Here is a 26,117-nt window from a genome sequence, read left to right on the forward strand (position 1 = left end):
ATTTTTTTGACAAAAATATTGGTTTTTGCTATCATATATGTAATTAAATAAGAATAAATAAAAAGTTATTTAATAAGAAGTAATAAAATGTGTAATTTAAGAAAAGCAAAATTAGTAGATAAAATAAATCCATTAGAATTATATAGATACTCAATATTTTTTAGAAATTACATAGAAAATGTAGCGGAAGATTGCCTCAAGAACGGAATTATTCTTGAGAGTACTGTTAAAAATATTAGTGAAGCAGAACTTGCTAGATTAAAGGTGCAGCTTAAAAATGCTTTACTCAATTGTATTATAAGCTACCGTTTTCATGGAATTGGATATATTTTAGTAAAAACCAAAGATTTAATATTAGACCTTGAAAATCCTGTTAATATAGAGCTACCTATTGGATTTGAATACCTTGATTATGAATATGTAAGGGATTTGGGAGCTAACTTTGATTATGTAACTTACAAGGTAAAAGCCAATAATCAGGATAATTCTTTTAATGATGTTAAAATACACAAAAGTCGACTCATAATATATGAAAATTTCGATTATATCTTAAAAAGATATGTTCCGTGTTATACGGAAAGTTTTTTGTTAGATATTTACTTATTTGAGAAGATATACGTTGAAATAGAAAAACGTATTGAAAATCACAATTTTTTATTTTACAAAGATGAGTCTTTAGTACAGCTACAAGATGCACTCTCAAGCGCGACAACTTCTTTGAACTCTCTTACACAAAACAGCAATAATGAAAAAGGAAATAGTTTTTTATCTTCCTTTTTAAAGAGGCAAAATACAAACAATCACAGTAAAGATATTTCTAATTTACGCAGTCTTAATGACTCATTGGCACATGAACTTACTAGGCTTAAGAACAATCTTGGTAATGAGGGAATGTTTTATACAGCTACCCCTAGCGCTAGTTTAGAAGTTATTAAGTATGACCTTACTTATTTAAAAAAAGAGGCTTTAGCATTAATTAAAGCAAAAATCGGTGCTGATACTAAGGAGCCTTTAACCAGAAGTTTTAATGAGCAGGCTAAAGGACTCGGAAGTGATGGTAAAGGCGATAGGAGTAATTATTACGATTTTCTAAAGGGCGTACAAGAACAAGTTGAGAATTCTTGTAATTTAAAACTTAATAAGTATTTTGGCCTTGATATGAGGTTCAATTCACTAATTATGTTGAGCGAAGATCAAAAGGTAGAAAGAGATATTAAGTTAATTGAGCTTTACAGCAAATATAACGAGCTTATAAAAAGCAGTTCTTTTAGTAATGAGGAGCGAGCTTTTTTAAAAGAAAAATTATTCTCATTTTGAGAAAAGGATTAAGAAAAGGAGTTGAAAAGTGATAGAAAATGAAAAAAAAGAAATAATTGATGAGAAAGTTCAAGAAGAACAGCAAGTTAAATCTAATACTAAAGTAATAAGCGCTGGGGAATATGAGGAGTATATACGCTTTAAAGAACAAGCAAATAATGCAAAATCCAAAGAGACAACTCGAGATTTAAGTATAAATGAGCGAATAGCAAAAGAACTTGCTGAGGCTCAAGAAAGAGATCGTTCCGAAAAGCAATTATTACTAGAGCTTGATCGCATATCTGAAATTGATGCACTTGCAAAAGCGCATCTCAGCAGCCACTTTAATAAAGAGGCCCTACTTGCAAAAGGATACACGCTAAAAGACATTATTCAGGCTCAACGCAGAGAACTTGTTCGCAAGTTTGTCACAGCTGGTCAAATTAAAGCTATTGCTAAAATATCAGATATAGATCATATAGATGGAGAGATACTAGAACAACTTGTCTCTCTGGCGAAAGAGAATATCAAATTGAGAAAAAACGCTAATAGCAATTCTTCTCCTATTGACTCAATCAAGGGCAATGTTATTGCTAAATCAGAAGAGAGCTTGCTTGATCCCAATTTTGTTCCAGTTAATTTTGCTGAGATTGTACAAGCCAAAAGCAATGCTTACAAGCAAATACGAGCACGGTTTTATGAGAATCGAAAATTTTATAAAAGAGTAGGCATTGCGTAAAGGAGTTTGTGAATGGCTAGTACAGATATAACAAAAATCAAAGAAGAATTTGAAAAAAAAGTTGCTGAAATTAAGGCATTAATGAAAAATCCCCAACAAGATGCTAGTTTGCTTAACAATTCTCTAGAGTTTAGAGATAAAAATCTAATTTACTCGAATTCTGGTGGAGTTCGAACTAGCAGTAAAGACAAGATAGAAAATTATCATGCTAAAGGATATCCCTACAAGCGGGGAGTAAAGCTTAGTTTTAGCGCTGATGGTACAACAGAACTTGAAGTTGAAGCTGGTGGTGGTGAAGACTTATACGGAATATGCACAGATATAGATGAATTTACCGGCATGGCAACTGTAATTCCAATTACAAATAATTTTGAAGGGTATTTAGTATGTAAGAAGCCCGGAAGTGATATAAATCCAGGTGATAAACTTAATTTTGATCAACACGGTGAGCTTGAAAAGGCTAGTGGAAATAATAAACCTATAAATGCAATAGCGCTTTCAAAAGCACATAAATTAACCGAGGATTTGTATATTATTCTTGCTAGCGTTTTTGGAAATAGGGCAAAAGGATAAGTGAATGACTGTAAGAGGTAAAGGACAAGTCTCAGGGCCCGGTGTTGATGATAATTTACAATTGGGTTTAGAAGAAGTTCAACAAGCTGCTGCACCAGTCAGAGCTCGACGTCAAGCAAGAGGTGCTGATGATGCACAAGGGGTGGACCCCTATTTAACTTCAGCAAAAGAACTTGACGATATTCTTTTGAAATTCAAAAAATATTCAAAATCGATCAGTTCAATTGAAAATAAAGTTTTTAGCAGTTCGAGTGGTTGTTTTAAATCGAAAAATGAGTTTGTTGATGCATATACATTTTCATGTTCAAGTTATACAGACAAAATAGAAAAATATTTTTATGACCCCGAAAAGAGTTTTCCATACAAGCGTGGAGTAAAACTTGTTCCAAAAGAGAATTCTTTATATGTTGAGACTAGTTCAGATACTGATATTTATGGCATATGCGTTGATGTATGTGAGTTTAGTTACACCGCATATGTTTTGCCGATTACAAATAATTTTGAGGGGTACCTAGTCACAAGAAACCCAAGTATAAAAGCTGGTGAAATATTAGATATTAATAATGACGGGGTGATTATTAAAGCTGGTGGTGGGCCACCAACGTATATTAATGCATACTCACTTTCTGATTCATTTACAATCAATTTTAAACCAGAAGAAGAAATTAAGGATGAAAATCGTAAGCAAGATTATTCTATTAATTTGGTAAAAGTTACAATTTTTGGCAATAGAGCTTATGAGAAAACAGTAGTATCTGATAGTTAAAAAATAAAAGGAGATAATTGAATGGCAGAGAATACAACGCAATTAGTAAAAGAGTATCAAGAAAAACGAAGTAAACTCGAGAAGTTTATGAAAAATCCACAACATGATACCGGTTTGCTTTCTAATTCTCTAGAGTTTAGAGATAAAAACGTGCAATTTTTTGCTTCTGGAGGTACTAGAACTAGTAAGTTTGACAAACTCGAAAATCATTCATTTATAGGATATCCCTATAAGCGAGGAGTCAAAAGAGTTATTCAAGAGGCAAAATCAAATGAAATTCACTATGAGCCTTATGTTGAGGCTGGGGGTGGTGAAGATTTATACGGAATATGCACTGACATAGATGAGTTTAGCCAAACAGCCACTATTGTTCCAATTACAAATAATTTTGAAGGGTATTTGATAGTAAAAGATTCTACGCCTAAAGCAAAAGACAAACTTTTTTTCAATAAAGACGGTGCTCTAGAAAAGGTTTCTGGGGGAAATAAAGCAACTGTTAATGCGATAGCATTGTCTGATGCAAAACAAATTAGCAATGATGCTTATTTAATTAAAGTAGTGGTATTTGGAAATAGAGCTAAAAGCTCAAATTAAAATTTAGGAGGTTTTAAATGTCATTATCATTATACGATGAAAATTATTATGCAAAAACCATTGCTAATATTGTGGGGGAAATTGATGTTCCCGAAATGTATAGATGGTTTTTACCCGAACAATTTGAAGACGTTGATGTTTTGATGGGCTATCAGAGAACTGTAAAATGGGATGCATTTTTAAATGGGAATCCCACAACTATTGCTAATGAGGTTAATACCATCTCAACTATTGGGTTCAAATCTGAAGTGGTAAGACTAAACTATTTAAAGCTACAATATAAATTTAGACACTTAAATCAGGCTTCTGAAAAGTTTTACACTTCAGACTCGTATGTTGGGGATATTAATAATAATTTATTGCCTTTTGCTCGAGCTTATAAGCTTGCATGTAATGAGATTATCAAGCTTATAAGCCACTTTGTATTAACCGGAACTATTTCAATCCAACAAGATGGAAAAAATCAAAAACGTCTACTCCCTAATATGTATGGGCTACTTAATACGCCGGAGCAAATAAAAGAAGAAGTTGCAAGTGGCGATAAAGATAAAATGGATAAAATATTTGAAAAAATTGAAACTGGACTTTCAAAACTAGAATTGGGCAGCGGATTTTCTACACCCATGATGGTGATAGTTGATCCTAAAACTTCATTAAAGTTGGTAAAACCATATGCAGCAGGACAAGCTGCTGCATCAAATTGCGAAAGATGGGAATGGGAAGATGTCTTAACTCGTACCATTAAGGCTATTAATAATCGAGAAGATGTTTACATTGAAACTTCACACTTGCTAAAGCACCAAATTCTTATTTACCCGTTAAACCCCAAGTTAATAAAATTTAAACCTAGTAAGTACATGTTACCCCTTCCAAATAGACAAGTTGATACAGACTCAACTGATATAGCGCATTCATACATTGATTTTGTTTTAGGCGGACTGCTTGCTACTAAGAATACTATTTTGCAAGTTAATATTAAGCAAAGTTAAAAAGATAAAGTAAATAAATGAGCGAACAAAAAGACTTGCAAGTACAAGCTGAAAATGAAGAAGAACTCTTAGCAACAAAACTTCATTCTCAAGTGTTGTTGCTATTAGGAATAGATCAAGCTGTACTAAGTAGGCAAAATTTTCTACTTCACTTATCTTTACTTCAAGCTATTTTGGTAACACGTGGCATTGACGTTAGTTCACTTACATATGAGCAAATATTTTTGCTTACCTTTTACCATATGGGTTGTCAATTAAGAAAGCAAGGAGTTGTTCGCGAACTTGACTTTGAAAGGATAAAGAAAGAGAAGTTCAATGAGCTTGAGCTTGATTATTATCCTAGCAGTGGTGGAGGTGAAGAAGGTGGTGGAGAAAGTTGTGGGTCAAATAAGAACTTTTGTTCACAACTTGATGCATTTTTAGAAAAACTAAAAAGAGAAACTTCAACACCATCGTGTGTGGGAGTTGTCTAGTGAGTGGTGTTAGAAAAAGATTGGCGGATATGTCTGCGCACATGATCAATGTTTTTAAGGATCCCACATCTTTAAGATTTTATAAAGGCAAAATCGTAAAACTTGAAAATGACAACTCTTATCAGAGAATATTTGATAAGAATAAATATGCCGAATTTATTGGGATTATTATTGATATAAAACCACAAGAACTTGCAATGATTTACGACTCCAATATGTCTGATATTCAAGGATATTCTAAACTTTACACATATCAAGATCTTAACTTTGAACTGAAAGACCGAATATCAATTTCGGATTTAGTTTACTTTGAAATATTTAGCATTGACTCTTCAATCGGCTACTTTACGTTAGTTCTAAAGGAGTTTATATGGAAATAGACTTCACAATTGAATTAGAAATTGGTTGGTTTGGGGGCCGCTCTAATATTGCTAGAATGCACGAAAAAGGCGGTGCCAATTTACCGATAAGAAAACATTTAACCAAAATTGCTGGTAGTAGTGAATTTAGAGAATATATCAATACCGGTTATATAAATTCAAAATTTACTATTGACCCCAGATCGGGAATGAGTGCTATTGGAGAAGCTTTTATAAAATATTACCAGAATTATGTGCTATCGGGGCAAGTTACACCCGGCTTAAAGGCTAGCACAATTGAAAGAAAGTCAAAAAAAGGTAGCAGCACTGCATCAATTCCACTTGTGGATACATCCAAAATGTTATCAGAACTAACTTATAAGGTTATCGGATGATTATTACTTTAGACATAATCGTAAATCATTTAATTCAGATATTTAAAGCTTTTAAAGCCTATGCAATTGAAAATAATTTTGAGTGCGATATTATAAATACTTACAATCACCCATATCTTTCAAAAATTACAACTGCTAGCTCGAATATAATAGCTTTGAAATTTGATGGTACAGAAAATCTATTTGATCATAACTCTAAAGCTGGTGTATTTTATGAGAATGCCTTAGAATTCAGCTTAAATTTTCAAATATTCATTATTGCAGTAGTGTTAAATGCTAAAGATTTTGATGCTAATTCAAGGATGCTAATACTTTACAGTATGCTTAGCGAGTTTTTACACCATAAGACTCATAAGTACACGTTAGAAAATCAATCTCAACCCGAATATGTAAGCAAAATTAACTTTTATATTTATCCAACATCTAATATGCAAACAGTTGGGCTCGTAAATTTAGGTACAAAATATAGCAACCATGCATACAGTGCGTCTATAGCATTTAATGCTAGTGTAAAAGCAACAGAAATTTTAAAGGAGGATTACAAAATTGCCGCAAGATACCATTAGCGTAAGTTTGGTTAACTCTAGTGTTCAAGCCAACACGCCCAATTATTACAAACCACTTTTGGTCTACAAAACAGCCAAAATTAAAGTTAACAAAGATGCTGCTAACTATAAAACATTGAGCTTGACTGTTAATAACTATGAAAAAGAAATTGAAACTTTAGAAAAAGAAAATGGCAATGGACAAGATCAGTTTGGAAAAGAAAAAACACTCTTAACTACCGCAATGAAAGATTTCTTCAGTTCAACTGAAGAGTCCTTAAAATCCGCTGTTCTTTTCATTTATAAAGATAAACCTGAAGAGTTAAAAAATTATCTAAAAGCACATAGACACTCTTTTGTTGTTCTTATTAATACTGAAAATGACAATTCGGATGATGGACTAAAAATTTACAAGGATGATTATGATAAGTTCAAAATGTCTTCAACTTTTTTTGTATTCTCAACTAAAGAACAAGAAATAAAAGAACTGTTTAAGGATAAAAGCAATCTTGAGAAAGAAAGAAATATTGTCGTTTATTCCAACAATAAAGATAATTTACACCTTAAATTTATAAGTGCATATTTGCACCAAGCAAGCATTTTCCACGCTGTTAATCCATATGGTATGCCATTAGCCGCTAAACCACTGCTTGACGACACTGTAATTGGAAAGTTAAGAACTGCAAAAATTAACTTTTACTCACTTCTTAACGAGGCTGGTCTTGACGGTATATCTGCTTTCAAAGAGGGAGTTGATCTTTCTGGTAAAGCAATAGATGAGATTTTTACTTACCACTACATAAAAAATGAGGCTATTGTTGAGCTTATTCGAATTTGGAATAAAAACAATAGACAAAACAGTAAATTATCTGCACTACAACTTAGTGGCGCTAGAGATAATGCATATACCTCAGCAATTGAATGCCTGCTTAAACGGTTTATAGATAGGGGACTACTTGTAGAATACAAGGACTTAAAGCTTACCCTATCAGGCACCAAACAGCTTAAATTAGAACTTAGCGTGAATATTACTTACAACTTTAGTATTAATGCTGCTACTTTAGTGATTACTTCTCAAGATATAGTTGATTATCAAAATAGTTTAAACGTATAAGGAGTTAAAATTATGCAATTTTATGATTTAAGGGAAGTTTACTTTTCAATCGGTGGCATACAACTGCATAGTGGCAAACTTGAGCTTACAAGTGAGCCCACAACAAGAGCGGTGATTAGCACTGAAGATAAGGGATTTCCTGTAATAAGCTTACGGGATCCCAAAACGATAACTTATATTTTTAACATTGAAGTTACTATAGGTGGCCACGATTACATTGCGTTAACTGAAATTGCAAACAATCAGTTTTATAACATGGACGTTAGCAAATATGATAAAATGCTTGATTTAGCATTTAATGATAGAATTGCTACCAAAATTATTTCTAACTATGCAATTTTTACTGAAGAGCCGTCAAGGAGTTATTCTGCTGAGGCTGAAAAAGTAACTTTTGAAATTAGGGCTATTAATTGCCAAAAAACAAAACCAAACATACGCTAAAAGGAGAATCTTTCTATGATAATGCGATATAAAATGAAAATTTTAACTAAAAATAAAACATATGAATACCCACTTAAAGTATTACCGGTCTATGAATGGGATAGGGTACTCGGATTTAATCAAAGTGACGCCATTTATAAGCTTAATGAGGTGAAATATTTAAGAGAAATTACAAGCTTAATGATAAGTCCGAAATTTTTAGATGAATTCTATGTAATTCTAGATGCAAATAGAGAATTTATTTCATATTATAAAGATTATCTTGTTGCTATCATTTACACCACACAATTCAATACTTTCCATTTAGATAATGATCTAAAAAAACCCGCTTTAGTATATTTGAGTGAATATGAAAACAATGTTGGCGATTTTGTTCCTTTTGACCATATCGATGATAATTTTGATAATGAATTTACTTATGAAAAAGTAACTTCTTCTCTCACATCAAATTCTAATGAACTGGTGGTGGGTCAATGAAGTATAAAAATAAAGAGATTGATACAGTAATTGCTAATCTTAATGAGACTAGAACAAAGTACTTTAGATTGATTGAAATGATAAAAAACGACAAATACTATTTTCCAGTAATTATGAATATTTGCACGTACGACAATGTTAAAAAATTACCCCATGACGAGCTTTTGGAAGTCAATCGAATTGCTGATATTAAATTAGAAAAAGAATTGTACGAATTAATTTTAAGCAAATGAGGGCTTAATGAGCGACAAATTTACCATTAAATTCAAGGGGGTTCTTGATCATGCAGCAACAAAAAAGGCTATCGCGCAAGATATTACCAAAATGGAAAAATATCTTAAGCCCAAAAGATCTAGTTTGGGCAGTACTAAAGATATTGTAAAAAATAATTTGTCGGATAAGAAAAAGGAATTAAGCAAACAAACTAAATTTGAAAGCTTAAGAGAGCGTGTTGAGAAATATAGGCTAACACAAACTAAAAAGCTCATGAAACAGGGCATGGGTTTTGAAAAAGCTAGAAAAGAGGCTTTCAAAAGGTCTTTAATGTCAGATAGAGACAAAAGGCGCCTTGAGTATAAAGAACTTGCAAAAGAATCAAAAGCAAAAAGTAAAATGCTAGCAGCCTCTCAAGGAAAAGGACTTGTTGCAAAAATTGCAATAGGTAGCGCCTTAGGAAATATCATTAGCAATGCTATGGGTAAAGCAGCAGGCGGAATTTTAGGATTTGCTAAAAAATCAGTTGAAGAAAAATCTAAAACGAATAGAACGAAACTTCTCAATAGTGCGTTTTTTGAGGAAGATGAACGAAATACGATTATGGGGACTCTTAAGGGGATGAAAGGATTTGAGCGCGACTTGGAAAAAGAAGAGTTTTTAAATCAAGCAAGTATCTTTAAGGGCACTCTAAGAGACTTAGGCAAGTTAAATCTACATAATTTAAAAAAAGCAGCAGAGTTCTCAGCTGCGCTTAAATCTAGCGGTGCTATGAGCAGTGAGGATGCTGTAAAAGCCGTTAATAGTCTCCTTAGTGGAGACGGAAGTGAACTTTTTGATCTAATGAAAAATACATGGAAATTTGGTGACGAATATATAGAAGATGCTAAAAATGCTTGGCAAAGTGGAGCTGAAGTAGATCTAGAATCTAGAATTACTAAAATGCTTGAAATGTTTAGCGATTTTAAATCTTTAGGACTTACTAAAAAAGCCGATACAAAAGAAGAAATTGATAGTAATTTGGCTTCAGCTGAGCAAACTCTTCAAAACTTAACCACCACTGTTTTGGATCCAATACTTAAATTCATTAAAACGGTCACTGATTACTTTAATGGCTTTACTTTTCAAACACATGTTATTGAGCCCTTTTTTAAAGGCCTGAAAAGCCTTTTTGCCAAGTTGCCGTTGGTTGGTTGGGCTTTTGAAGACAATCCCACCCCTCCTAAAAACAAAAACAACGACACCGGTGGCCCTCCTCCACCTTCGCCTACACATTCTGGAAGTAACCCTGAGGATATGGTAAACACTACACCGTAATTTTGAAAAAAGGTAATTACTTATGGCTATTAACAATAAAAGTATTATTAATAATAAAACAATATCGCCTCCTATAGAAAAAGAGAATTCTACGGATATGATAAATGCAAATTGCGACAATAGAAAAGGGGGGGAAATGTCTTCTGAAGAGATTAGACGATTGTTTAAGGATGTATCAACTCAAGTATTTTCCCTTTTTGGAGCAGATAACTTTTTAGTACTATTCCCACGACCAGATTTAAAAGGTTTTGGATATGTTCCACAATTGTTTTTTATAAAACCAAAAACCGAGCTTATAACGCGGACTTACAATACTAGTTGTTCTAAACGACCGGTTATCAACTATTATGATAGAAAAGCGGAATATGTAAGCTACAACCCCGTAATGACGGGAGAACATATCTCATTAAACGGTGGAGTATTGACTTCTTTGTACAAAGAAATGCTTTCACCACTCAAAATGACTGTTTTTGGCAATTCTTTACTCCGTTTTGACGCCCACCTTGTAAAAGAACAACTGGCCAATAGACTGCAAGCTCAAGTTCCTTTTACTATCTACAGTCCAACTTTTGGTTTTAAAGAATTAGCTATAATTACAAACCTTACGTTTAAGGACACTCCCTTTATTGATGAAGTTGAAGTAAGTCTTTCAATAGAAATAGTGAAAACATTTACACTGGAAAAATATAAAGGATAATATATGTTGGTAAATTATGATTTTAGAACAGTCTTGCTAAGTTATGATTTTAAAATTGAGTTTTGTGATGTAGATAAATCAAAAAAATCAACGGGTGGAATTCCTTTCCCCGAAGAAATTCCCAAAATTATAATCAATACACAAGATGGAATTCACGTTGATATTTCCATAACAAACGTATATTCAAATATTCAAACTATAAGTTCCAAACAAGCAAAAATTGTACTTTGGAATTTGCCTTTAGACTTCAACGACCACATTAAATTTGGAGATATAGTAAAAATATATTATAAGAAATTCGCTCATGAGAAAAAATTTGATTTTATAATGGCGGGAACCTTGGGAACTCCAATGAGTACTGATTATCCCGGTGGAGATTTTAGTGTCGAGCTTGATGTTCGTTTATTAACTAAAAGCAATTTCTTCAATCGCAAATTAAAAAACAAAGAGGGCAAAGTGGGTAAAAACTTTAAAGGCATGACGGTTGGAGATGCAATAGAATCTGTATTTCCTAATCGTAATATTCTTAATATGGATGAAGAAGATAAGCTTAAGGTGATTGACAAAAATTTTAATGCTTCAACACCAAAAGAGTTTATTGACAAAATAAAAGGGGTATATGTTCATAACGTAATAGCCGATATTGGTACTGGTTTAAAGGGGTATGAATGCTATATTATATTCACCAATTATAAAAAAAGGGGTGAAAATATTCACTATGAGGCATTAGAAGATTATGGACTTGAATTTATTCCACAACAAGAAATTACTTTAGGCACAAAACTTAAAATAAATCTTATATTTTGGAACGCCAAAATCTTTTACACGCATAAGCTAAATGTTGGAGATAAAGTTTCATTTATTGATGGGCTAGGAAAAATGGTAAAAACCACCATAAAAGAAACAAGTGCAAGACTTAGCAACTCGGGAGAGTGTTCATTAATACTTAAGTTAAAGGACGAATCTGATTAAATGTAGAAAGTAAAGGAGTTAGATTGGGTAAAGACTATAAAATTTACAGAATGAACCAGCGTCTTTATGGACATGCGTTGGCACAAGAAGATATGAAAAATTGGATTTATTCAAACATTTTCATAACTCGAATTGGCACTGTAAAGGAGTTTAAACAACAAACTCAAGAAGCTGTAGTTATAATACCAGAATTTGAAGACTTAGAAATTCACACAAAAAATATTTCTAATATCAATTTTGAACTATCAAAAGGCGATACTGTTATACTACTTCAATCAAGCATTAATATTTTTGATAAAAATGACGATATTCATTTTGATAAACATCATTTTTACATACTTAGCGCAATTGGCCCGAAAACTTTAAATTTAATTTCTGATACCGTTAAGATAAAAGCAAATAGTAGAATTGAAATAGCTAACCAAACAACTAGCTTAAAAAAAATTCTAGATAGTATTGTAAGTGCTATCAACGGCATAACAATAATAATCGATGAAAAAAATATTCCAGCAATTGATAAAGTGAGTTTAGGAATAAGAACCACTAATATTTCTACTGATATTAACAATTTATTTAAGTAATTTTTGCTAAATATGCTATAATTAATAGCATGGATTTAAGAATTGGTAATAATTTTGAATTGGTATTTAATAATGATTTTTCGCTTGTTGATGGAATTGACGAGCAAAAACAAAAATTGTTTATATTCCTAAAAACCTTAAAGGGTAGCCTAAGTTATTCTCCTCATTGGGGACTGGACTACTTCTTACTTTTAAAACTGTTCAAGATTAACAATTTTCAAGCCGTGAAAAATTATTTTCATGAAATTTCTAAAGAACTTAACTTAGACATAATAAATATTTCTATTTCTGTAAAAGACCAAAAAGCACAAATATCCTTTTTTTTCTCTGGGGATATTTTAAATATGGAGTTTAATTTATGAGCATTGTTTTTGACTCTGATTTTGGTATTCTAAAGCGTACAATTAAGGATATAGTAAGATCAAAAAGGGAATATCTCCGCTCAAATTATGGAATTAACATTGATGATAGTAACAGCTCAATTTACAACATTATTGCATATTCTTTAGCATTAATTGAAGAAGAAATAATCGGTGAACTTAATCTCTTTTTTTCTAAAATGAAACCCGGTGGCACCTATTGGACTGCAATTGAAGAACACATTTCTTCTAAAAGCACAACTTACAGTGCAGTTAGGGCTGCTCTACTTAATCTTAATGGGGTAGAACACGCAAATATAAAAAGTTCCGCTGGTAAAGCTAATATATATCTAATTCTTAAAGAAGATTTACTAGACGCTGGTAAAACTACTATTAATAATCCAGAATTTAAAGCTAAACTTTGGGAAACATTATATCTTACAACCCCTAGTGGCACTTTACTTGAGGGAGATATAGAAATTGATGGACTCAACTCAACTGGACAACTTAAATCTTACAAAATATCCCTAGGCAAAAGAAAATATGTTTATATGAAAGTAAAGTATAAACTTGATCTTAAAAACTATCTTTACTTAAACATAGACTCTCAAATTAGAGATATATATTCTCGGATTATTTCAAATAACTATTCTGATATGGGAATTAGCTTTGAATATCAAGACTTTTTTGCTCCAGTTAATGAAGTAAAGGGAATTAAGTTTATGGAAATTACAGCCTGTGTTAAAGATACAGACACTGAAAGTATTTCAAAAATCAGTGATAGTGATTTTAAGAAAAACGAAGATATTGCCATTACTGATGATACAATACTGCTTTTCAACACAACTGAACGACTACTTATTAACATTGATACTTAAAAATTATGAAAATACCTAATTTTTTGAAAGACACCGAAATTCAGAAATTTTTGCGTACAGAAACTGAATACGCACAACAACTTCTCAATGAGCTTAGGTTTCTTAATTCTAACCTTATAACCATTGACGCAAAAGAGAATATAAAATCACGATATGTTGCTATATGGATATCTCAAGTCCTGTCGATTTTCTATGCAAAAACTCAGACTCTACAAAGTATTACAAGCAATATCAATAGTGTTATTTTTGCTTTACGACATATTGGCACTGATGAGTCGTTTAGACTGATTTTCAAGGCGTTTTTAAATGTGGATATTACAGTTACTACCCCTGAAGCTGGCGTTATTGATATAGGCTTAAAAGGCCCAATAAAGACAAACTTTATCACATTTATTTCGCCTAGCACTGCAAAAGAAAAACGGCCAAAAAAAATAATAATTGGAGAAAAGAAAAAGGGGTACGTTCTATCTAAAAAGGCTTTGGTATTCAACTCTCTTCCTAAAGGATATGATCATTCAATTTACGCTTTTATAAAAGGGATTATTCCTATTGGTAGAGTTCTTAAGATTAACAATAAAGATGGTGAAAATATTATCACTTTTAATAATTAAGGAGGCTTTATGGCTGAGGGTGAAGAAAAATTACTAATTGATGAAGAAGAAACGGTTCAGATTAAAGATTTAAATAAGGTAACTAAAGTTGAAAACACCGACCTTTTATTGCTTGATGATGGGGCTGCAAGCTGCAACGCTATTACCTTTAAAAACTTCTTAAAAACAGTTAAAGACAAAACATTTAAGGGAGAAGGACTGGGGGAGTTTAAAGAGATAATTAAGTCTACAATTGCGGAAGAACTTGCAGCTGATGAAACGTTTGTGGAAAAAGTTTACTCTAAAATAGTTGATAAGCTAATTGATAACGATTCTGATAAGCTTTCCAACCTTTTTAGTAAAATTAAATCGCGTCTAACAAGTAGCATATCATCAGCCACTCTATCTAGGAATGACGATCTTTTGATAATGTCTTCAAGCACTATTCAAAAAACTCCAATTCCTAAACAATTACTTGGTGTGCCGTCAGACTTTTCCTATGAGGGCAAGGTTTCGGGCTCTACAATTTATCCGTCTAGCTACGAACAAAAAAGAACAGTTATCGATTTTACAGACTATCAAGAAGTAAGTCTTCTTTTTTATAAAAGTTTTGATAATCAAATCATTTACCTTGATATAGAACTTGCGATAATACATCATTACAATGAAACAAAAAAATTATACCTAAAATATTCAGATGAAACTGAGAGAAATTTGGTTTATCAACATAAAAGCTACTCTGATATTGACTCTAGATTCCCAATGTATAAAGGATGGTATATCCAAAAAAGATCCTACTTATCAGGGAGTAATGTTCCATACCTTATGAAACTGTAAATTTTTTAGCAAAAATTAAAATTTTGGTATATACTGTATATATAAATAAAAAATTAAAATGAGGATTAAAAAAATGGACATTAAATTAACAGAACTTCTTATCAATTTAAATGAAATTAAGCTTATAGCAGTTATGATTTTTGTAACAGTAATAGTTCTTGGGGTGTTATTTCTTCTAAAACCTTTACTAAAAGACATATTGTCTATACTAATAGGTAAGTTTTTTAAAAATGGCAATGGAAATGGCAATAGCGGCCGTATTAAAAAATGAGATTAATTTATGAAGTTGTCTAAAGATAATCTTGAAATTGGGCTTACATCCATATCAAGCCTTATTGATATATTTTCTAAATTTGAAGATGAATTTGATGAAATTGCACATAAAGGATTTTTATTAATCTATGAATTGTATTCTCATTACACACTAATCTATAAATCAAATATGGAAAGACTTGAAAATGCATTAAGCCCAACAATAGCTAAAAAGCTAACCCCAATAAATGAGAAAATCAATACACTTGTTGATTTAATTAATTCTGATGAAAAAAATCTAAAAGTATCCAATAATCTAAAATTCAATCGGGATGGAAAACCTATCTACCAAGAGGAAACAAATAATGCAAAATAATACTCTTGAATTGGGGCTTAATTTATTATCTAGCTTAACCAACATAGCTAAAACCGATACAAACATTGATCATAACTATATTAATACTTTTAGTAGTATAGTAAATTTCTTCTACAAGACATATATTGGGACACTAAAATCTATGGAAAAAGCCGAGTCAATGAAAATATTTGAAGAAATACAAGAGATATTAAAATACAATATTGAGATAATAGAGGCTATTTCTAGCAGTAAAAGCAATAGAATTATCTCCTCATTAAAAGCAAAACGAAATAAAATCATGAAAGAATACGTAGATATGCTTAAAAGGGGTGAAAATGCGTAAACTAGTAAACTTTTTATTACTTACTTTACTGCTATGTTGTAGAACTATTGCGGGGCTACCTGACGAGCCAAAACCGCCAATTATTAAAACACTAGGGGCTTTAGCCAAATATGAGACTCAACTATCAGAATATGTTATGTACCTTGTAACATTTTTGGCTAAAACAAAAGTGAAAGTTAATGACCCAAATTATCCAGAATTCACTTACCCAGACTTATCAACACTAAAAGAAGAACACTCAATGACTTCAGTAAAACATAATATCAAACTACTTTTAGAGTATATCCAAAAAACAAAACCAATAGCAAAAAAAGTTTATAATCAGTATTCAAGATTAAAAATGTGAATTACAAAAAGTTTTTTCTTGCAAGAAATTATACTTTATAATCTTAAAGCCGTTTATCACTACCATATTTAAATGAATTTTATTTTTGGAATAAATCTTAATAAAGAGATAAGCTTACCAATATTCTATTTATTAAGGAGTGCAATATGCAAAAAATTAATTTATTAATATTATTTATGTTTATTATCGGTATTAATAATTTAATTTCTTATGAAATTAAAAAAGATGAAATTATAAAAGTTAAAACCTTAATGTTATCAGAGAATCCAGAATATAATTTCCCTGTAAAAAAAGAAGATGAGAATAAAAATCCATTTGAAATTTTAAGGATAGGCTTAGAAAATTTTATTAACCAAGTGGGCCCCGAAAATATCTTTGAAGTCAAAACATTAAGTCATTTAATAGGTACCGGATTTGTCGTAATATACAAAGAAAAGAAAAAATAATTTATAGCTTTTGTAATATTTTTAAAAAAATCCAGAATTTTAAGTTAAAAATGTGAATTACAAAAAGTTTTTTCTTGCAAGAAATTATACTTTATATTGTAAATATAAATCCCTAGATATTGGATTAAGTTTAATATCTAGAGATTTCTTCTGTTGTAAAAGCTACTTTGATATAATTATTGACTGATTAATTAGTCCCTTCTTCTAAGAACTCTATTATTTTATCTATTTGTCCTACAGCTTCTTTGGACATTTCTTCTCCTTTACCAGAGGCACTGTTTCCATTATACTTTATAGTTACTCCGACCAATTTTGCTTCTGACCATATTTTATTTTTTTCACTATCTTTATTAGTAATACCCTCGATAGTTTGTTTAGCTGCTTTTAACGCTGCCAATTTGGCTGCTAATTTATCTTGGAATAGATTTTCCAACTTTAATAGTTTCTCTTTAAGCCCTGGATCACTTATATCCTTAAATCTTTCTTTCAATTCATTTATTTTATCTTTATAATCTTTAAACTTTTTTTCACCACCAACCTCTTTATTATTAAGTTTTGAAATATCTAAAAGCAAAGAATCTATTTCTTTTTTTTCGTCTGCATACGCTTCTCCTCCCATAAACGCTTTACAAGCCATTATAAATAATAATGATGATATAAAAAATAATTTAACTAAATTTTTATTTTTCATTAGTTACTCCTTGATTTAAAAAATAATTAAATAAAGCTAGCGCAACATTGAAAAATATAAATTTCTTTCTCAAACAAAAATTTATAAAAATAGGGTCTATAATTACAAGAATATTTTTTGTAACTTAATGTATTGTACTGAAGATAATAAAAGGAGATAAAAATGAAAATTATAAATATATTATTTTGTTTATTTTTACTTGTTCTAAATGGCTGTAATTCTAATGATAATGACACTTTAAAAAACAATGCCAAACAATCACAAAGTAGAAAAAAGCGCGATTTAAGCCAAGAAAAAGTACAACAAGAAAAACCAAAATCCAAAGAAGAACTTCTTAGAGAAAAGCTAACTGATGATCAAAAAAAGCAACTCGATTGGTTAAAAACCGCTTTAACTAAAAATGGAGAATTTAATAAATTTTTAGAAAATAATGAGGATAAAATAAAATCGGCACTGGATCATATAAAAAGTGAACTTGATAAATGTACCGGGGATAAAGCTGATGAACAGAAAAACACTTTTAAACAAATTGTTCAAGGTGCGCTTGGCGGTGGAATAGATAATTTTGCAAGTCAAGCAGATAGTACCTGTAATGCTGGTGGTTAATAATAACAACACCACCCAACATTATTGAAGTCTTGCGAGCAATTGGAACAATTAAAATAGTGCTTAAGCATAAACACCTAAATTATACCCATAGCAAAACCCCCCTATATTGGGGGGCTTGCTATGAAAGGATATTGTAGGTGTGTCGCTATGATGCGAATATATAATTAAATGTTTCTTCTTCTTTTAAAATAAGAAAGAATTTTAATATGCTTTTTTCATAAATGAGCTGCTTAAAATCCACAAAATTATTAAAACTATCTATATCACCCAGTTTATTGTTTTTCTCTAGATAGTCTTTTATAATTTCCGCCCAAAACTTTGGACTCTGGAGATCAGCATTTTCCTTAATAAAGTTTGTTAAATCGTCTGCAATTTTTTTGTAATCATCAATATTGTTGGGGTCTATTTTTTCCATAAAGTCTATTTTTTGAATAATTATATTTATTTTGTCTTTTATTGTAGGGTCATTTACACAATCTTTTATGTTAGACAATGCTTCTCTAAAAATTGCGTAACTGCGAAAATTAGCTTTTCTCTGTTCTAGATTAATATCTCTTTTCTGGACTTGAATAGTGTCTTTTTTTTGTTCTGAAATATTGCTTTTCTGATTATAAAATCTCTCGTTTTTCTGATATTGATTAACAACAATTTGTTCTTGTTTTTTATTAAAACCAACTTGTCTATTGGCAACATAATTATCATCATTATTGTAAATAGGCGCTGCATCAGTGTCCACTTCACTTTCTATCACAAGATATGCTACTAAAGCGTACCTTTTGAAATAAGTAATAGCTGAGCCAACAAATTGTGGCGCTGTATTAATATTTTTAGAACCATTTTCACTATTCCACTGTAAATTTTCTGTAAGTATTGGTGTATCAAAAGAAAATTCATAATCAGTACTTGTACTGTAGAATGTAGTTCTAATAACATGAACTCTACCATATGGATCGTGTGTAAAGGTTGGAAATTGCTCAAAGTCTAGGTCTAAATTATGATTTTTAATTTCTTTAGCTATGTCATTGAAATTCTGATATTTGTATCCATATCCGTTAAGACTTTTGTCAATACCCGACAAATTCATTCTTAGGGTTTTCATATCTTTTCTGAATTTTATTTTTGCTTGAATATTATCTTGGATATTATTTTGCATTTCTTGATTATTAAAATTATTATTTTTTGAAACTTCTGTCATTTTAAGTTTCCTCCTAGATTAAGTTAATAATAAATATATAGCAAAAACTATTTTTGACAATTTTTTTACAAAAATTTTTGCAAAAAGAAGTGGGACTTAACCAAACTCTCTTGTTAAAGAATCTCGTTAAGTACCCACTATATTCTTATTCTTTGCAAATTTCAATAAAGGTAGCAAAACAAATGAAAGTGTTTCACCACGATACTTGTAGTATATCTCAATTTGATTTTAAATTATAAATTGGGGTTATCAAAAAAATGAGGGCTTAGCTAGGTTCTCTTATCAAAAGAACTAAGCTAAGCTCTTACCATTATTTTTTGAAAATTACTAAATAAAAGGTAGGTAAACATATGAAAATGTTTCACTACGATATCTGTAGTATAGTCTAACTTAAACTTAAAATCAAATTGGGGGTTATTACAAAAAAATGAGGGCTTAGCTAGATTCTCTTCTTAAAGAACTAAGCTAAACCCTTACATTACATTTCTTGCAAATTACTTAATCGAGGTAGGCAACCCATAATAAAGTTTCCCTACGATATTTGTAGTATAGACTAACTTATCATTAAAATCAAATTATTTTCTTTAAATTACAAAAAGTGCATTTAATTAACAAAATTAATAATTAAAATCTAATATTTTTAGAAAAGTTTTAGAAAAGTATTTACTTTTAAATCAAAATTATGCATTATAATATTAATTATTATTAACTTAATCTAGGAGGAAGCTTAAAATGATAGAAGTTTCAACCAATAAAAAAATCCCAAATTGCCACAACAAACACCAATACAAATTAATTGTTCTTATTTCAACACTAGCCTACATAAACAAAAAATATAAGAAATATACGCAAAAAACCATACTCTATCACTTTAATGAAAATCTAAAAAGAAATGGTCAAGATACTACTACATTAAGAACATTGCAAAAATATCTTTACAAATTAGAAAAAGAATTTAACGTCACAACTAACTACTATAAACACATGGGGGTAAATTGTGGCACTGAAATTTACTATCACCTTAATTATGAAAAAAGTGAGTGCCACTCTAAAATCAACCAATACTTTCAAGAAAAAAAACACTCTCGATTTAAATCGAGAGTTAATAACTACCTTAAAGACAAATTTCCAAAAAAGGGTAATGTAGAGTTGGGCGGGTGTTTAAGTAATAAAAATAATAAAAAAGAAGAAAGAAATAAACAGATAGAAAATTTTCAAGTAATAAGCTATGGCAATAAATGTAACTTCAAAGATAAAAGAATTCTTCCTATTGTCTTAAATTTAGATATTAATAAAAATGAGAAAATTCTAATGCTTAAAAACACAAAAAAACTTGAGATTATACTAACAAAAAGTAAAAATATATATTTTAACAAAAATTCTTTCAAAGAAAAGCAAAACAAATTGAAAGAAATTTTAAACAATAAGCAAAAAGAATTAGAAAAAAAAGGATATAATCCAAAACAATTGGAAACAGAATTTAAAAAAATATATGAAAACTATAAAAATAAGCCGCATTTTATAATTGAGTATCAAAAATATAGCGACTTAAGTAAAATAACGCGCAAATTAGAAAAATCAATTGAAATAAATCGGGAAAATTTACAAAAAAATTATGAGAATTTAAAAACAAACATTTTCAATATCCTCATTGAGCGATTAAAAAATACGGCAAATATTGAAGTTTTAAAGCCAATTGTAAAAGACTATTTAAATAGTAAAAAGAAATTAGAATACAATAAAGTATTTAACACGTATTATAATGAATTATTAGAGATAATAAAAAATAATCAAAATTCGTTAACGATAGAAGAATTTAGCGAAAAGGTTATATAAGGATTAAATATGGAAACTGCACCTGAGCCAATAAAAAAGGGTAAATGTAAAGTTGAGTGCAAAAATAAAGATAGATTTATTTTAATTGAGAAAGAAAGTGGTAAAGCAATGTACCATACATCAATAATGATGGATTTATACAAATTTGGAGTTTATGAGAATAAAAAAAAGAAACAAAATGAATTTAGAGTATCATTAAGGGCATTATTTAATGGGGAAAGAATTGTTCAAGAAACTCACTTATACCCCGAAAAAGAAGGGGATAAATTTTTAGGAATTTATTACGGCTTTAGAAAACCAATAAAAAAAGCTTTTGTAAAGTATGAAGTAAATGGGAATAGAAAATCTTATGGTTTTGCAAGGGCATATTACATGGAAGTTAGATTTAAAGCAGGTAGCGTTTTTTTCTACTTTAAGGGATTATACCGCTTATTATATAGAGAGAGAATGAATAATCACTACAACAAAATATTATTTAGTATGTTTACAGATTTAGAAAAACAAGTATATGAATTTTATGGGAAAAAATACCCGGAACAAGGACCACTAACAAAATGGATAATAAAAAACCTAAAATAATAACAATTGCAAGCCTCAAAGGGGGTGTTGGCAAAAGCACAAGTGCAATAATACTTGCAAATCTATTGTCACAGAAGCACAAAGTACTCCTAATTGATACAGATGATCAAGCTGCTGCTACGAGCTATTATTATAATGAATTAGAAATTAAAAATTTTAATGTTTCTCAGATAAATATAGGAAATGTTATAAAAGATAATATGGACATCAATAAAAGTATTATTAATGTTGATAATAATCTAGCGTTAATACCTAGTTACATAACAGTTGATGAATTGAATGGGGATTATTATTATGATAATCGTCATTTACCTATCGAATTTTCATTGAAAACAAAATTAAATTCCATAATTAATAATTATGATTATGTGATACTTGATACTAATCCTAAAAGGAATTTTACACTAAAGATTTCTCTAATTAGTAGTCATTATGTAATATCTCCAATGACGGCAGAAAAGTGGGCAGTTGAAGGATTTGAAACATTGAGGAAATTTATAAAAGAAGTGGCCGGAATACCAGTATTTATCGTTATAACAAGATTTAAAAAAAATGTTACCCATAAACAATTAATGAAAATAGTAAGTATGAAAAATGGGTTTTTAGGATGTATAAGTGAAAGGGAAGATTTAAATAAAAGAATAGGTTGTAATGAAAAATTTGATTTTTCAAAAGATTATATTATTGAGTATAAAAAAATATTGGAAACTTTTTTAGGGAAATTATAAAAATTAATAAACTCAACAAGTTCGTCACGCTGAACCTATTGAGCATAAAGGAGTAAATATGGATAAAAAAAATATTAACTTAAAAATTAATAAAAGAATTTCAGAAAATAATTTAAATTACATTCTTGATCAAAGTAATGAAAATCAAAGAAAAGAAGAATTTGAACAATTAATTACACAATTAAAAAATAATATTAAATCAGAAATATATAATATTATTGATACCATGAAAATCCTTAAAAAAATAAATGATAAGAAGCTTTATGTAGAAGGAGGGTATAAATATTTTAACGATTTTTTAGCAGATTTTAGATTAGCAAAGACACAATCTTATGAATATATAAAGTTGGCCACTGCAGTTGAAGCAGGATTATTAGAAGAGAATTTTATCACTAGTAATGGAATAAGGGCCTCCATAAGATACATTAAGAGTAAAACAAATGAAACAATAAAAAAATCTAAACAAAACCCAATAAAACCGTTAAGATTTCAACTTAAAACTCAAGAAAGTTACGATTTTTATAAAAAACATGCTAAATTCACAAGCTTTATGATGCATGAGATTTTTGAAAATCAAAAGGATTTTCTTAATAAAATTTTTAAAAAATATAAACAATTAAAAGGATAATAAAGGGATTTTATGAACAATTTGGCGTACAGAACGCATAACATAGAAAGTATAAAAAATGAATTTTTAAATATCGGGTTTAGTGAGGAGGCAATAGATTTTGTTTTTCTTCATAATGATAATTACAACTTTGAATATTTAAAAGAGAAAATAATTGATGTAGAAAAAAATTTACGAAAAGATATATCTAATTTAGACTTTAAGATAGATTATATTAAAAACGAACTTAATGCTAAAATAGATAGTGTAAATACCAAAATAGACAGTGTAGAAAAAAATCTACAAAAAGATATATCTATTTTAGATACTAAAATAGATGGTGTAAAAAACGAACTTAATGGAAAAATAGATAGTGTAAAAAACGAACTTAATGGAAAAATAGATAGTGTAAAAAACGAACTTAATGGAAAAATAGATAGTGTAAATAATAAGATTGATTTTGTAGAAAAAAATTTAGAGACTAAGATTGACACTGTAGAAAAGAATTTAAACGCTAAAATAGACACTGAAATAAAAAATTTACGCAAAGATCTTAATATGGGAAATAGGCTAATGCATTTTATGATATTAACGGCGGCAATTCTTGGGCCAATTTTAAATGCTTTATTTATGAGATATTTACAATTCATTAAATAATGAAATAATAATTATCTTTTTTAAACGGCATTATAATATCGTTTAATATTACTAAAAAGGAATATTATATTTTTGATCTATTATAAATTAAAACTTGTTTAAATTTTTTAACAATAGAATTTAAATAAGTTCTTTTTTGGTAAAAAGACAAATTGATTTTAATTCTAAATTGAACTATGATTAATTAGTAGAATTATTTTTATAATAAATTCTGCTAAACCCTTGACTTTATTAAAGTCTTTTAACAAGAGATTTTAATAAAGTACCCACTGTTTTTTACAAAAAGTTTTACAAATAAATTGACAACAGCTATTTTTGTTATATTATTGTCAAATAACGTTGATTGCATAAACATCAACGAAGGTTATTTATTTAGAATTTTCCAAAAAATCAGTAGTGGGAATTTATGGAATTTCTTTCATAAGAGATTTTTTATAAGTTCTCCATATTATTTTTTACAAAAAAGTTTTTATAAAAAACTTGACAAAAACAGTTTTTGTTATATAATCTGTTTACAGATTATATTTTATGTGTATTTTTCCGAATGTCTGTTGATTTCAGGTTTAGGCATAAAATTAATTTTTTGATTTTTCGGTATTTACATTTTAGTGGGACTTAGCCGATTTTCTAAAAAGGGAATTTGGTTAAGTCCCACCGGTTTTAAGAAAAAGTTGACAAAAATAGTTTTTGCCATATAATATATATAGCTAAAAATAATGTTGCATAAATCAAAATTAATCATTAATCTGATTGGGTTGGGACTTAACAGATTTTCTAATAAAAGAATTTCGTTAAGTCCCACTTCTTTTTGCAAAAATTTTTGTAAAAAAATTGTCAAAAATAGTTTTTGCTATATATTTATTATTAACTTAATCTAGGAGGAAACTTAAAATGACAGAAGTTTCAAAAAATAATAATTTTAATATTCAAGAAAATATTTATGGAGTATCTAAAATGAGGAATTTTGAGCAACAAAGTTTTATTGGTTGTGAAATGCTTGAAGAAACCCCAAATATTGTTGTTAAAGAAAAAAGCAAATTAAGCAAGATAGGCAAAAAATTACCCGGAATTAGTAAGCAAGAATGTTTTAAATTTAATCGAAATATTGATTTTAGCGTACAAAGAAACAAACTCGACAAATATGGGGCTAGTGAAGTGGGCACTGTTCTAATTGGTGGAGCTGGACTTAAAGACTTAATGATCAACCGAGTGCTTAAATATTTTGGTATGAGTATGCCTTTTGAAGAGAATTTATATATGCTCAAGGGTAAAGAGTTAGAAAATTTAGGATTTAGAGAATTTGTTAAAGCACATGGTGATGATATTGATGTACTATACAAAAACAAATATGCCAACGGTGTTGATAAATATAATTATTCAAAAAAAATAAATGGTTCAGAAAATTTAGTAGGCTCAACAATTGACGGTTGGTTTATTAATAAGGAAGGCAATAAAGAACTTTTAGAGATTAAAAGTAGTGACTCTAATTATATGAGTAGTGCTATAGCGGAGTACAATAAAAATGGTAATTTTTTAAGTAGTAAGTATTTTTTCAAATATTATGTGCAAGCACAAATACAATTAGCATGTACTGGACTTGAGCATTGTAATTTATTCTTCTTGATAGACGCTACACCAGTTAACTGTAAGATAAAAAGAAATGACTCTTTAATATCAAAAGTTTTAGAATTTGTTCAAAAATGTGAGCGGGAAATTTTTAATATAAGAAACGAAATTGCTAAAAACCATGGGATTAATTTATTAATTGCAAGTGATTATGATAATGAAACGTTTATTAATCTTGTTGAAGAGATTGAAGAGTTGGTAGTAAAGAGTGATTTTTATCAATCTGGAGTTGAGTTTAATTGGGTAAATGAATTTGTAGAGTATGTTGAGTGTATAGACCTTGAGATTAAGACCGATCAGTCAGCTATAAACCTTGAGAATGGCCTTATCGAGATTGAAAATTTAAAATCAGAATTAAATAAAATTCAAAATGAAAACAAAAAAAGAGAAAAACCCATAAAGGATTTACTCAAGATTAAAATTGACAAGATTTTGGAGGAATATCCGCTGATTAATAGCAGCGTAAATTATAGATTTAAGGAATTTATATTCAATTATGACGCCAAGAAAAGGGCAATAGCGGATAGATTTACGGAACTTTCTTCAATAGGCCGTAAAGCCTTTTTCCCAAGCAGTATAAGCAATATGTCGTATGCGAATAGTGTCCCCTTTTGAGTGGGGGCACTAAAATAAAAGAAT

At 29.6% G+C, this 26,117-nt stretch carries 36 protein-coding genes; 34 read left to right on the top strand and 2 right to left on the bottom strand.

The window, feature by feature from the left end; translation table 11 throughout:
- Positions 1-87: 87 nt before the first annotated feature.
- The 27 genes from QIA41_RS05890 (at position 88) to QIA41_RS06020 (ending at position 16,950) form a co-directional block, all read left to right on the top strand.
- A complete protein-coding gene (locus QIA41_RS05890; RefSeq protein ID WP_418909540.1) occupies positions 88-1,317 on the top strand; it encodes an anti-CBASS protein Acb1 family protein in 1,230 nt (409 codons plus the stop codon).
- Between the two features lie 28 nt (positions 1,318-1,345).
- Positions 1,346-2,035 carry a DUF1357 family protein gene (locus tag QIA41_RS05895; RefSeq protein WP_418909541.1) on the top strand — a complete coding sequence of 230 codons (690 nt, stop codon included), beginning with the start codon at positions 1,346-1,348 and terminating at the stop codon, positions 2,033-2,035.
- A gap of 12 nt (positions 2,036-2,047) precedes the next feature.
- The gene (locus QIA41_RS05900) at positions 2,048-2,608 is read left to right on the top strand and encodes a DUF228 domain-containing protein (protein WP_418909542.1); all 561 of its coding nucleotides are present in this window, start codon (positions 2,048-2,050) and stop codon (positions 2,606-2,608) included.
- Between the two features lie 4 nt (positions 2,609-2,612).
- The gene (locus QIA41_RS05905) at positions 2,613-3,374 is read left to right on the top strand and encodes a DUF228 domain-containing protein (protein ID WP_418909543.1); all 762 of its coding nucleotides are present in this window, start codon (positions 2,613-2,615) and stop codon (positions 3,372-3,374) included.
- Positions 3,375-3,395: 21 nt separating this feature from the next.
- Positions 3,396-3,968 carry a DUF228 domain-containing protein gene (locus QIA41_RS05910; RefSeq protein WP_418909544.1) on the top strand — a complete coding sequence of 191 codons (573 nt, stop codon included), beginning with the start codon at positions 3,396-3,398 and terminating at the stop codon, positions 3,966-3,968.
- A gap of 17 nt (positions 3,969-3,985) precedes the next feature.
- Complete coding sequence (locus QIA41_RS05915) at positions 3,986-4,957, top strand: hypothetical protein (RefSeq protein WP_418909545.1); 972 nt, start codon at positions 3,986-3,988, stop codon at positions 4,955-4,957.
- A 17-nt stretch (positions 4,958-4,974) separates the two neighbouring features.
- Positions 4,975-5,430 carry a DUF3890 domain-containing protein gene (locus QIA41_RS05920; protein ID WP_418909546.1) on the top strand — a complete coding sequence of 152 codons (456 nt, stop codon included), beginning with the start codon at positions 4,975-4,977 and terminating at the stop codon, positions 5,428-5,430.
- Positions 5,430-5,810, top strand: a complete 381-nt coding sequence (locus QIA41_RS05925; RefSeq protein ID WP_418909547.1) for a DUF1506 family protein — start codon at positions 5,430-5,432, stop codon at positions 5,808-5,810. The genes QIA41_RS05920 and QIA41_RS05925 overlap by 1 nt, the downstream gene beginning before the upstream one ends.
- On the top strand, positions 5,801-6,184 hold the full coding sequence (locus QIA41_RS05930; RefSeq protein WP_418909548.1) for a hypothetical protein: 384 nt from the start codon (positions 5,801-5,803) through the stop codon (positions 6,182-6,184). The genes QIA41_RS05925 and QIA41_RS05930 overlap by 10 nt, the downstream gene beginning before the upstream one ends.
- Positions 6,181-6,750, top strand: a complete 570-nt coding sequence (locus QIA41_RS05935; protein WP_418909549.1) for a DUF764 family protein — start codon at positions 6,181-6,183, stop codon at positions 6,748-6,750. The genes QIA41_RS05930 and QIA41_RS05935 overlap by 4 nt, the downstream gene beginning before the upstream one ends.
- Complete coding sequence (locus QIA41_RS05940) at positions 6,731-7,843, top strand: DUF787 family protein (RefSeq protein WP_418909550.1); 1,113 nt, start codon at positions 6,731-6,733, stop codon at positions 7,841-7,843. Before QIA41_RS05935 ends, QIA41_RS05940 begins: the two co-directional genes overlap by 20 nt.
- A gap of 12 nt (positions 7,844-7,855) precedes the next feature.
- On the top strand, positions 7,856-8,284 hold the full coding sequence (locus QIA41_RS05945; RefSeq protein WP_418909551.1) for a DUF1463 family protein: 429 nt from the start codon (positions 7,856-7,858) through the stop codon (positions 8,282-8,284).
- A 15-nt stretch (positions 8,285-8,299) separates the two neighbouring features.
- On the top strand, positions 8,300-8,761 hold the full coding sequence (locus tag QIA41_RS05950) for a DUF1473 family protein (RefSeq protein WP_418909552.1): 462 nt from the start codon (positions 8,300-8,302) through the stop codon (positions 8,759-8,761).
- Complete coding sequence (locus tag QIA41_RS05955) at positions 8,758-8,994, top strand: DUF1322 family protein (RefSeq protein ID WP_418909553.1); 237 nt, start codon at positions 8,758-8,760, stop codon at positions 8,992-8,994. The genes QIA41_RS05950 and QIA41_RS05955 overlap by 4 nt, the downstream gene beginning before the upstream one ends.
- A gap of 7 nt (positions 8,995-9,001) precedes the next feature.
- Positions 9,002-10,291, top strand: coding sequence for a DUF759 family protein (locus QIA41_RS05960; RefSeq protein WP_418909554.1), 1,290 nt, complete (start codon positions 9,002-9,004; stop codon positions 10,289-10,291).
- Between the two features lie 22 nt (positions 10,292-10,313).
- The gene (locus QIA41_RS05965) at positions 10,314-10,988 is read left to right on the top strand and encodes a DUF792 family protein (RefSeq protein WP_418909555.1); all 675 of its coding nucleotides are present in this window, start codon (positions 10,314-10,316) and stop codon (positions 10,986-10,988) included.
- 3 nt (positions 10,989-10,991) lie between these two features.
- Positions 10,992-11,960 carry a DUF693 family protein gene (locus QIA41_RS05970; RefSeq protein ID WP_418909556.1) on the top strand — a complete coding sequence of 323 codons (969 nt, stop codon included), beginning with the start codon at positions 10,992-10,994 and terminating at the stop codon, positions 11,958-11,960.
- Positions 11,961-11,983: 23 nt separating this feature from the next.
- Entirely contained in the window at positions 11,984-12,541 is a 558-nt protein-coding gene (locus QIA41_RS05975) for a DUF777 family protein (protein ID WP_418909447.1), read from the top strand.
- Positions 12,542-12,570: 29 nt separating this feature from the next.
- A complete protein-coding gene (locus QIA41_RS05980) occupies positions 12,571-12,903 on the top strand; it encodes a DUF2634 domain-containing protein (RefSeq protein WP_418909448.1) in 333 nt (110 codons plus the stop codon).
- Positions 12,900-13,778, top strand: a complete 879-nt coding sequence (locus QIA41_RS05985; protein WP_418909557.1) for a DUF276 domain-containing protein — start codon at positions 12,900-12,902, stop codon at positions 13,776-13,778. The genes QIA41_RS05980 and QIA41_RS05985 overlap by 4 nt, the downstream gene beginning before the upstream one ends.
- Positions 13,779-13,783: 5 nt before the next feature.
- Positions 13,784-14,389, top strand: coding sequence for a DUF735 family protein (locus QIA41_RS05990; RefSeq protein ID WP_418909558.1), 606 nt, complete (start codon positions 13,784-13,786; stop codon positions 14,387-14,389).
- Between the two features lie 9 nt (positions 14,390-14,398).
- Positions 14,399-15,205 (top strand): DUF685 domain-containing protein, encoded by an 807-nt coding sequence (locus QIA41_RS05995; RefSeq protein WP_418909559.1) that lies wholly within the window; start codon positions 14,399-14,401, stop codon positions 15,203-15,205.
- 73 nt (positions 15,206-15,278) lie between these two features.
- Positions 15,279-15,476: a BlyA family holin gene (locus QIA41_RS06000; RefSeq protein ID WP_418909572.1), complete on the top strand. Its 198-nt coding sequence runs from the start codon at positions 15,279-15,281 to the stop codon at positions 15,474-15,476.
- Between the two features lie 9 nt (positions 15,477-15,485).
- Positions 15,486-15,833 (top strand): BlyB family putative holin accessory protein, encoded by a 348-nt coding sequence (locus QIA41_RS06005; RefSeq protein ID WP_418909525.1) that lies wholly within the window; start codon positions 15,486-15,488, stop codon positions 15,831-15,833.
- Positions 15,823-16,158, top strand: coding sequence for a BlyB family putative holin accessory protein (locus tag QIA41_RS06010; RefSeq protein WP_418909504.1), 336 nt, complete (start codon positions 15,823-15,825; stop codon positions 16,156-16,158). Before QIA41_RS06005 ends, QIA41_RS06010 begins: the two co-directional genes overlap by 11 nt.
- Entirely contained in the window at positions 16,151-16,504 is a 354-nt protein-coding gene (locus QIA41_RS06015; RefSeq protein WP_418909560.1) for a BBA14 family lipoprotein, read from the top strand. Before QIA41_RS06010 ends, QIA41_RS06015 begins: the two co-directional genes overlap by 8 nt.
- 146 nt (positions 16,505-16,650) lie before the next feature.
- Positions 16,651-16,950, top strand: coding sequence for a hypothetical protein (locus tag QIA41_RS06020; protein WP_418909561.1), 300 nt, complete (start codon positions 16,651-16,653; stop codon positions 16,948-16,950).
- Between the two features lie 187 nt (positions 16,951-17,137).
- On the opposite strand, the gene revA is transcribed toward QIA41_RS06020, so the two are convergent.
- Complete coding sequence (gene revA, locus QIA41_RS06025) at positions 17,138-17,641, bottom strand: fibronectin-binding protein RevA (protein WP_418909562.1); 504 nt, start codon at positions 17,639-17,641, stop codon at positions 17,138-17,140.
- A 162-nt stretch (positions 17,642-17,803) separates the two neighbouring features.
- On the opposite strand from revA, the gene QIA41_RS06030 reads away from it, so the two are divergent.
- A complete protein-coding gene (locus QIA41_RS06030; RefSeq protein WP_418909563.1) occupies positions 17,804-18,247 on the top strand; it encodes an Mlp family lipoprotein in 444 nt (147 codons plus the stop codon).
- A 148-nt stretch (positions 18,248-18,395) separates the two neighbouring features.
- Here the strand turns inward: QIA41_RS06030 and QIA41_RS06035 are convergent, their stop codons facing one another.
- Positions 18,396-19,445, bottom strand: coding sequence for an ERF family protein (locus tag QIA41_RS06035; RefSeq protein ID WP_418909564.1), 1,050 nt, complete (start codon positions 19,443-19,445; stop codon positions 18,396-18,398).
- A gap of 732 nt (positions 19,446-20,177) precedes the next feature.
- On the opposite strand from QIA41_RS06035, the gene QIA41_RS06040 reads away from it, so the two are divergent.
- From QIA41_RS06040 to QIA41_RS06065, 6 genes are all read left to right on the top strand, one after another.
- Positions 20,178-21,281: a plasmid maintenance protein gene (locus QIA41_RS06040; RefSeq protein ID WP_418909565.1), complete on the top strand. Its 1,104-nt coding sequence runs from the start codon at positions 20,178-20,180 to the stop codon at positions 21,279-21,281.
- Positions 21,282-21,290: 9 nt separating this feature from the next.
- Positions 21,291-21,860, top strand: coding sequence for a DUF226 domain-containing protein (locus QIA41_RS06045; RefSeq protein ID WP_418909566.1), 570 nt, complete (start codon positions 21,291-21,293; stop codon positions 21,858-21,860).
- On the top strand, positions 21,836-22,588 hold the full coding sequence (locus QIA41_RS06050; protein WP_418909567.1) for a ParA family protein: 753 nt from the start codon (positions 21,836-21,838) through the stop codon (positions 22,586-22,588). The genes QIA41_RS06045 and QIA41_RS06050 overlap by 25 nt, the downstream gene beginning before the upstream one ends.
- 58 nt (positions 22,589-22,646) lie before the next feature.
- Entirely contained in the window at positions 22,647-23,216 is a 570-nt protein-coding gene (locus QIA41_RS06055) for a chromosome replication/partitioning protein (RefSeq protein ID WP_418909568.1), read from the top strand.
- Between the two features lie 12 nt (positions 23,217-23,228).
- Positions 23,229-23,852, top strand: coding sequence for a Bdr family repetitive protein (gene bdr, locus QIA41_RS06060; RefSeq protein ID WP_418909569.1), 624 nt, complete (start codon positions 23,229-23,231; stop codon positions 23,850-23,852).
- Between the two features lie 891 nt (positions 23,853-24,743).
- Positions 24,744-26,093, top strand: coding sequence for a DUF244 domain-containing protein (locus tag QIA41_RS06065; protein ID WP_418909570.1), 1,350 nt, complete (start codon positions 24,744-24,746; stop codon positions 26,091-26,093).
- Positions 26,094-26,117 lie beyond the last annotated feature (24 nt).

This window comes from Borreliella sinica, assembly GCF_033969665.2.
GTDB lineage: Bacteria > Spirochaetota > Spirochaetia > Borreliales > Borreliaceae > Borreliella > Borreliella sinica.

Excerpts from the sequence above, each read along its gene's own strand:
- QIA41_RS05960 (WP_418909554.1), top strand. The coding sequence starts at position 9,002 with ATGAGCGACAAATTTACCATTAAATTCAAGGGGGTTCTTGATCATGCA.
- QIA41_RS05990 (WP_418909558.1), top strand. The coding sequence starts at position 13,784 with ATGAAAATACCTAATTTTTTGAAAGACACCGAAATTCAGAAATTTTTG.
- QIA41_RS05945 (WP_418909551.1), top strand. The coding sequence starts at position 7,856 with ATGCAATTTTATGATTTAAGGGAAGTTTACTTTTCAATCGGTGGCATA.
- QIA41_RS06000 (WP_418909572.1), top strand. The coding sequence starts at position 15,279 with ATGGACATTAAATTAACAGAACTTCTTATCAATTTAAATGAAATTAAG.
- QIA41_RS05915 (WP_418909545.1), top strand. The coding sequence starts at position 3,986 with ATGTCATTATCATTATACGATGAAAATTATTATGCAAAAACCATTGCT.
- QIA41_RS06050 (WP_418909567.1), top strand. The coding sequence starts at position 21,836 with ATGGATAATAAAAAACCTAAAATAATAACAATTGCAAGCCTCAAAGGG.
- QIA41_RS05920 (WP_418909546.1), top strand. The coding sequence starts at position 4,975 with ATGAGCGAACAAAAAGACTTGCAAGTACAAGCTGAAAATGAAGAAGAA.
- QIA41_RS05970 (WP_418909556.1), top strand. The coding sequence starts at position 10,992 with ATGTTGGTAAATTATGATTTTAGAACAGTCTTGCTAAGTTATGATTTT.
- QIA41_RS05950 (WP_418909552.1), top strand. The coding sequence starts at position 8,300 with ATGATAATGCGATATAAAATGAAAATTTTAACTAAAAATAAAACATAT.
- QIA41_RS06020 (WP_418909561.1), top strand. The coding sequence starts at position 16,651 with ATGCAAAAAATTAATTTATTAATATTATTTATGTTTATTATCGGTATT.
- QIA41_RS05905 (WP_418909543.1), top strand. The coding sequence starts at position 2,613 with ATGACTGTAAGAGGTAAAGGACAAGTCTCAGGGCCCGGTGTTGATGAT.
- QIA41_RS06040 (WP_418909565.1), top strand. The coding sequence starts at position 20,178 with ATGATAGAAGTTTCAACCAATAAAAAAATCCCAAATTGCCACAACAAA.
- QIA41_RS06045 (WP_418909566.1), top strand. The coding sequence starts at position 21,291 with ATGGAAACTGCACCTGAGCCAATAAAAAAGGGTAAATGTAAAGTTGAG.
- QIA41_RS06005 (WP_418909525.1), top strand. The coding sequence starts at position 15,486 with ATGAAGTTGTCTAAAGATAATCTTGAAATTGGGCTTACATCCATATCA.
- QIA41_RS05985 (WP_418909557.1), top strand. The coding sequence starts at position 12,900 with ATGAGCATTGTTTTTGACTCTGATTTTGGTATTCTAAAGCGTACAATT.
- QIA41_RS06030 (WP_418909563.1), top strand. The coding sequence starts at position 17,804 with ATGAAAATTATAAATATATTATTTTGTTTATTTTTACTTGTTCTAAAT.
- QIA41_RS06035 (WP_418909564.1), bottom strand. The coding sequence starts at position 19,445 with ATGACAGAAGTTTCAAAAAATAATAATTTTAATAATCAAGAAATGCAA.
- QIA41_RS05930 (WP_418909548.1), top strand. The coding sequence starts at position 5,801 with ATGGAAATAGACTTCACAATTGAATTAGAAATTGGTTGGTTTGGGGGC.
- QIA41_RS06015 (WP_418909560.1), top strand. The coding sequence starts at position 16,151 with ATGCGTAAACTAGTAAACTTTTTATTACTTACTTTACTGCTATGTTGT.
- QIA41_RS05900 (WP_418909542.1), top strand. The coding sequence starts at position 2,048 with ATGGCTAGTACAGATATAACAAAAATCAAAGAAGAATTTGAAAAAAAA.
- QIA41_RS05980 (WP_418909448.1), top strand. The coding sequence starts at position 12,571 with ATGGATTTAAGAATTGGTAATAATTTTGAATTGGTATTTAATAATGAT.
- QIA41_RS05910 (WP_418909544.1), top strand. The coding sequence starts at position 3,396 with ATGGCAGAGAATACAACGCAATTAGTAAAAGAGTATCAAGAAAAACGA.
- revA (WP_418909562.1), bottom strand. The coding sequence starts at position 17,641 with ATGAAAAATAAAAATTTAGTTAAATTATTTTTTATATCATCATTATTA.
- QIA41_RS05890 (WP_418909540.1), top strand. The coding sequence starts at position 88 with ATGTGTAATTTAAGAAAAGCAAAATTAGTAGATAAAATAAATCCATTA.
- QIA41_RS05995 (WP_418909559.1), top strand. The coding sequence starts at position 14,399 with ATGGCTGAGGGTGAAGAAAAATTACTAATTGATGAAGAAGAAACGGTT.
- QIA41_RS05955 (WP_418909553.1), top strand. The coding sequence starts at position 8,758 with ATGAAGTATAAAAATAAAGAGATTGATACAGTAATTGCTAATCTTAAT.
- bdr (WP_418909569.1), top strand. The coding sequence starts at position 23,229 with ATGAACAATTTGGCGTACAGAACGCATAACATAGAAAGTATAAAAAAT.
- QIA41_RS05965 (WP_418909555.1), top strand. The coding sequence starts at position 10,314 with ATGGCTATTAACAATAAAAGTATTATTAATAATAAAACAATATCGCCT.
- QIA41_RS06065 (WP_418909570.1), top strand. The coding sequence starts at position 24,744 with ATGACAGAAGTTTCAAAAAATAATAATTTTAATATTCAAGAAAATATT.
- QIA41_RS05935 (WP_418909549.1), top strand. The coding sequence starts at position 6,181 with ATGATTATTACTTTAGACATAATCGTAAATCATTTAATTCAGATATTT.
- QIA41_RS06055 (WP_418909568.1), top strand. The coding sequence starts at position 22,647 with ATGGATAAAAAAAATATTAACTTAAAAATTAATAAAAGAATTTCAGAA.
- QIA41_RS06010 (WP_418909504.1), top strand. The coding sequence starts at position 15,823 with ATGCAAAATAATACTCTTGAATTGGGGCTTAATTTATTATCTAGCTTA.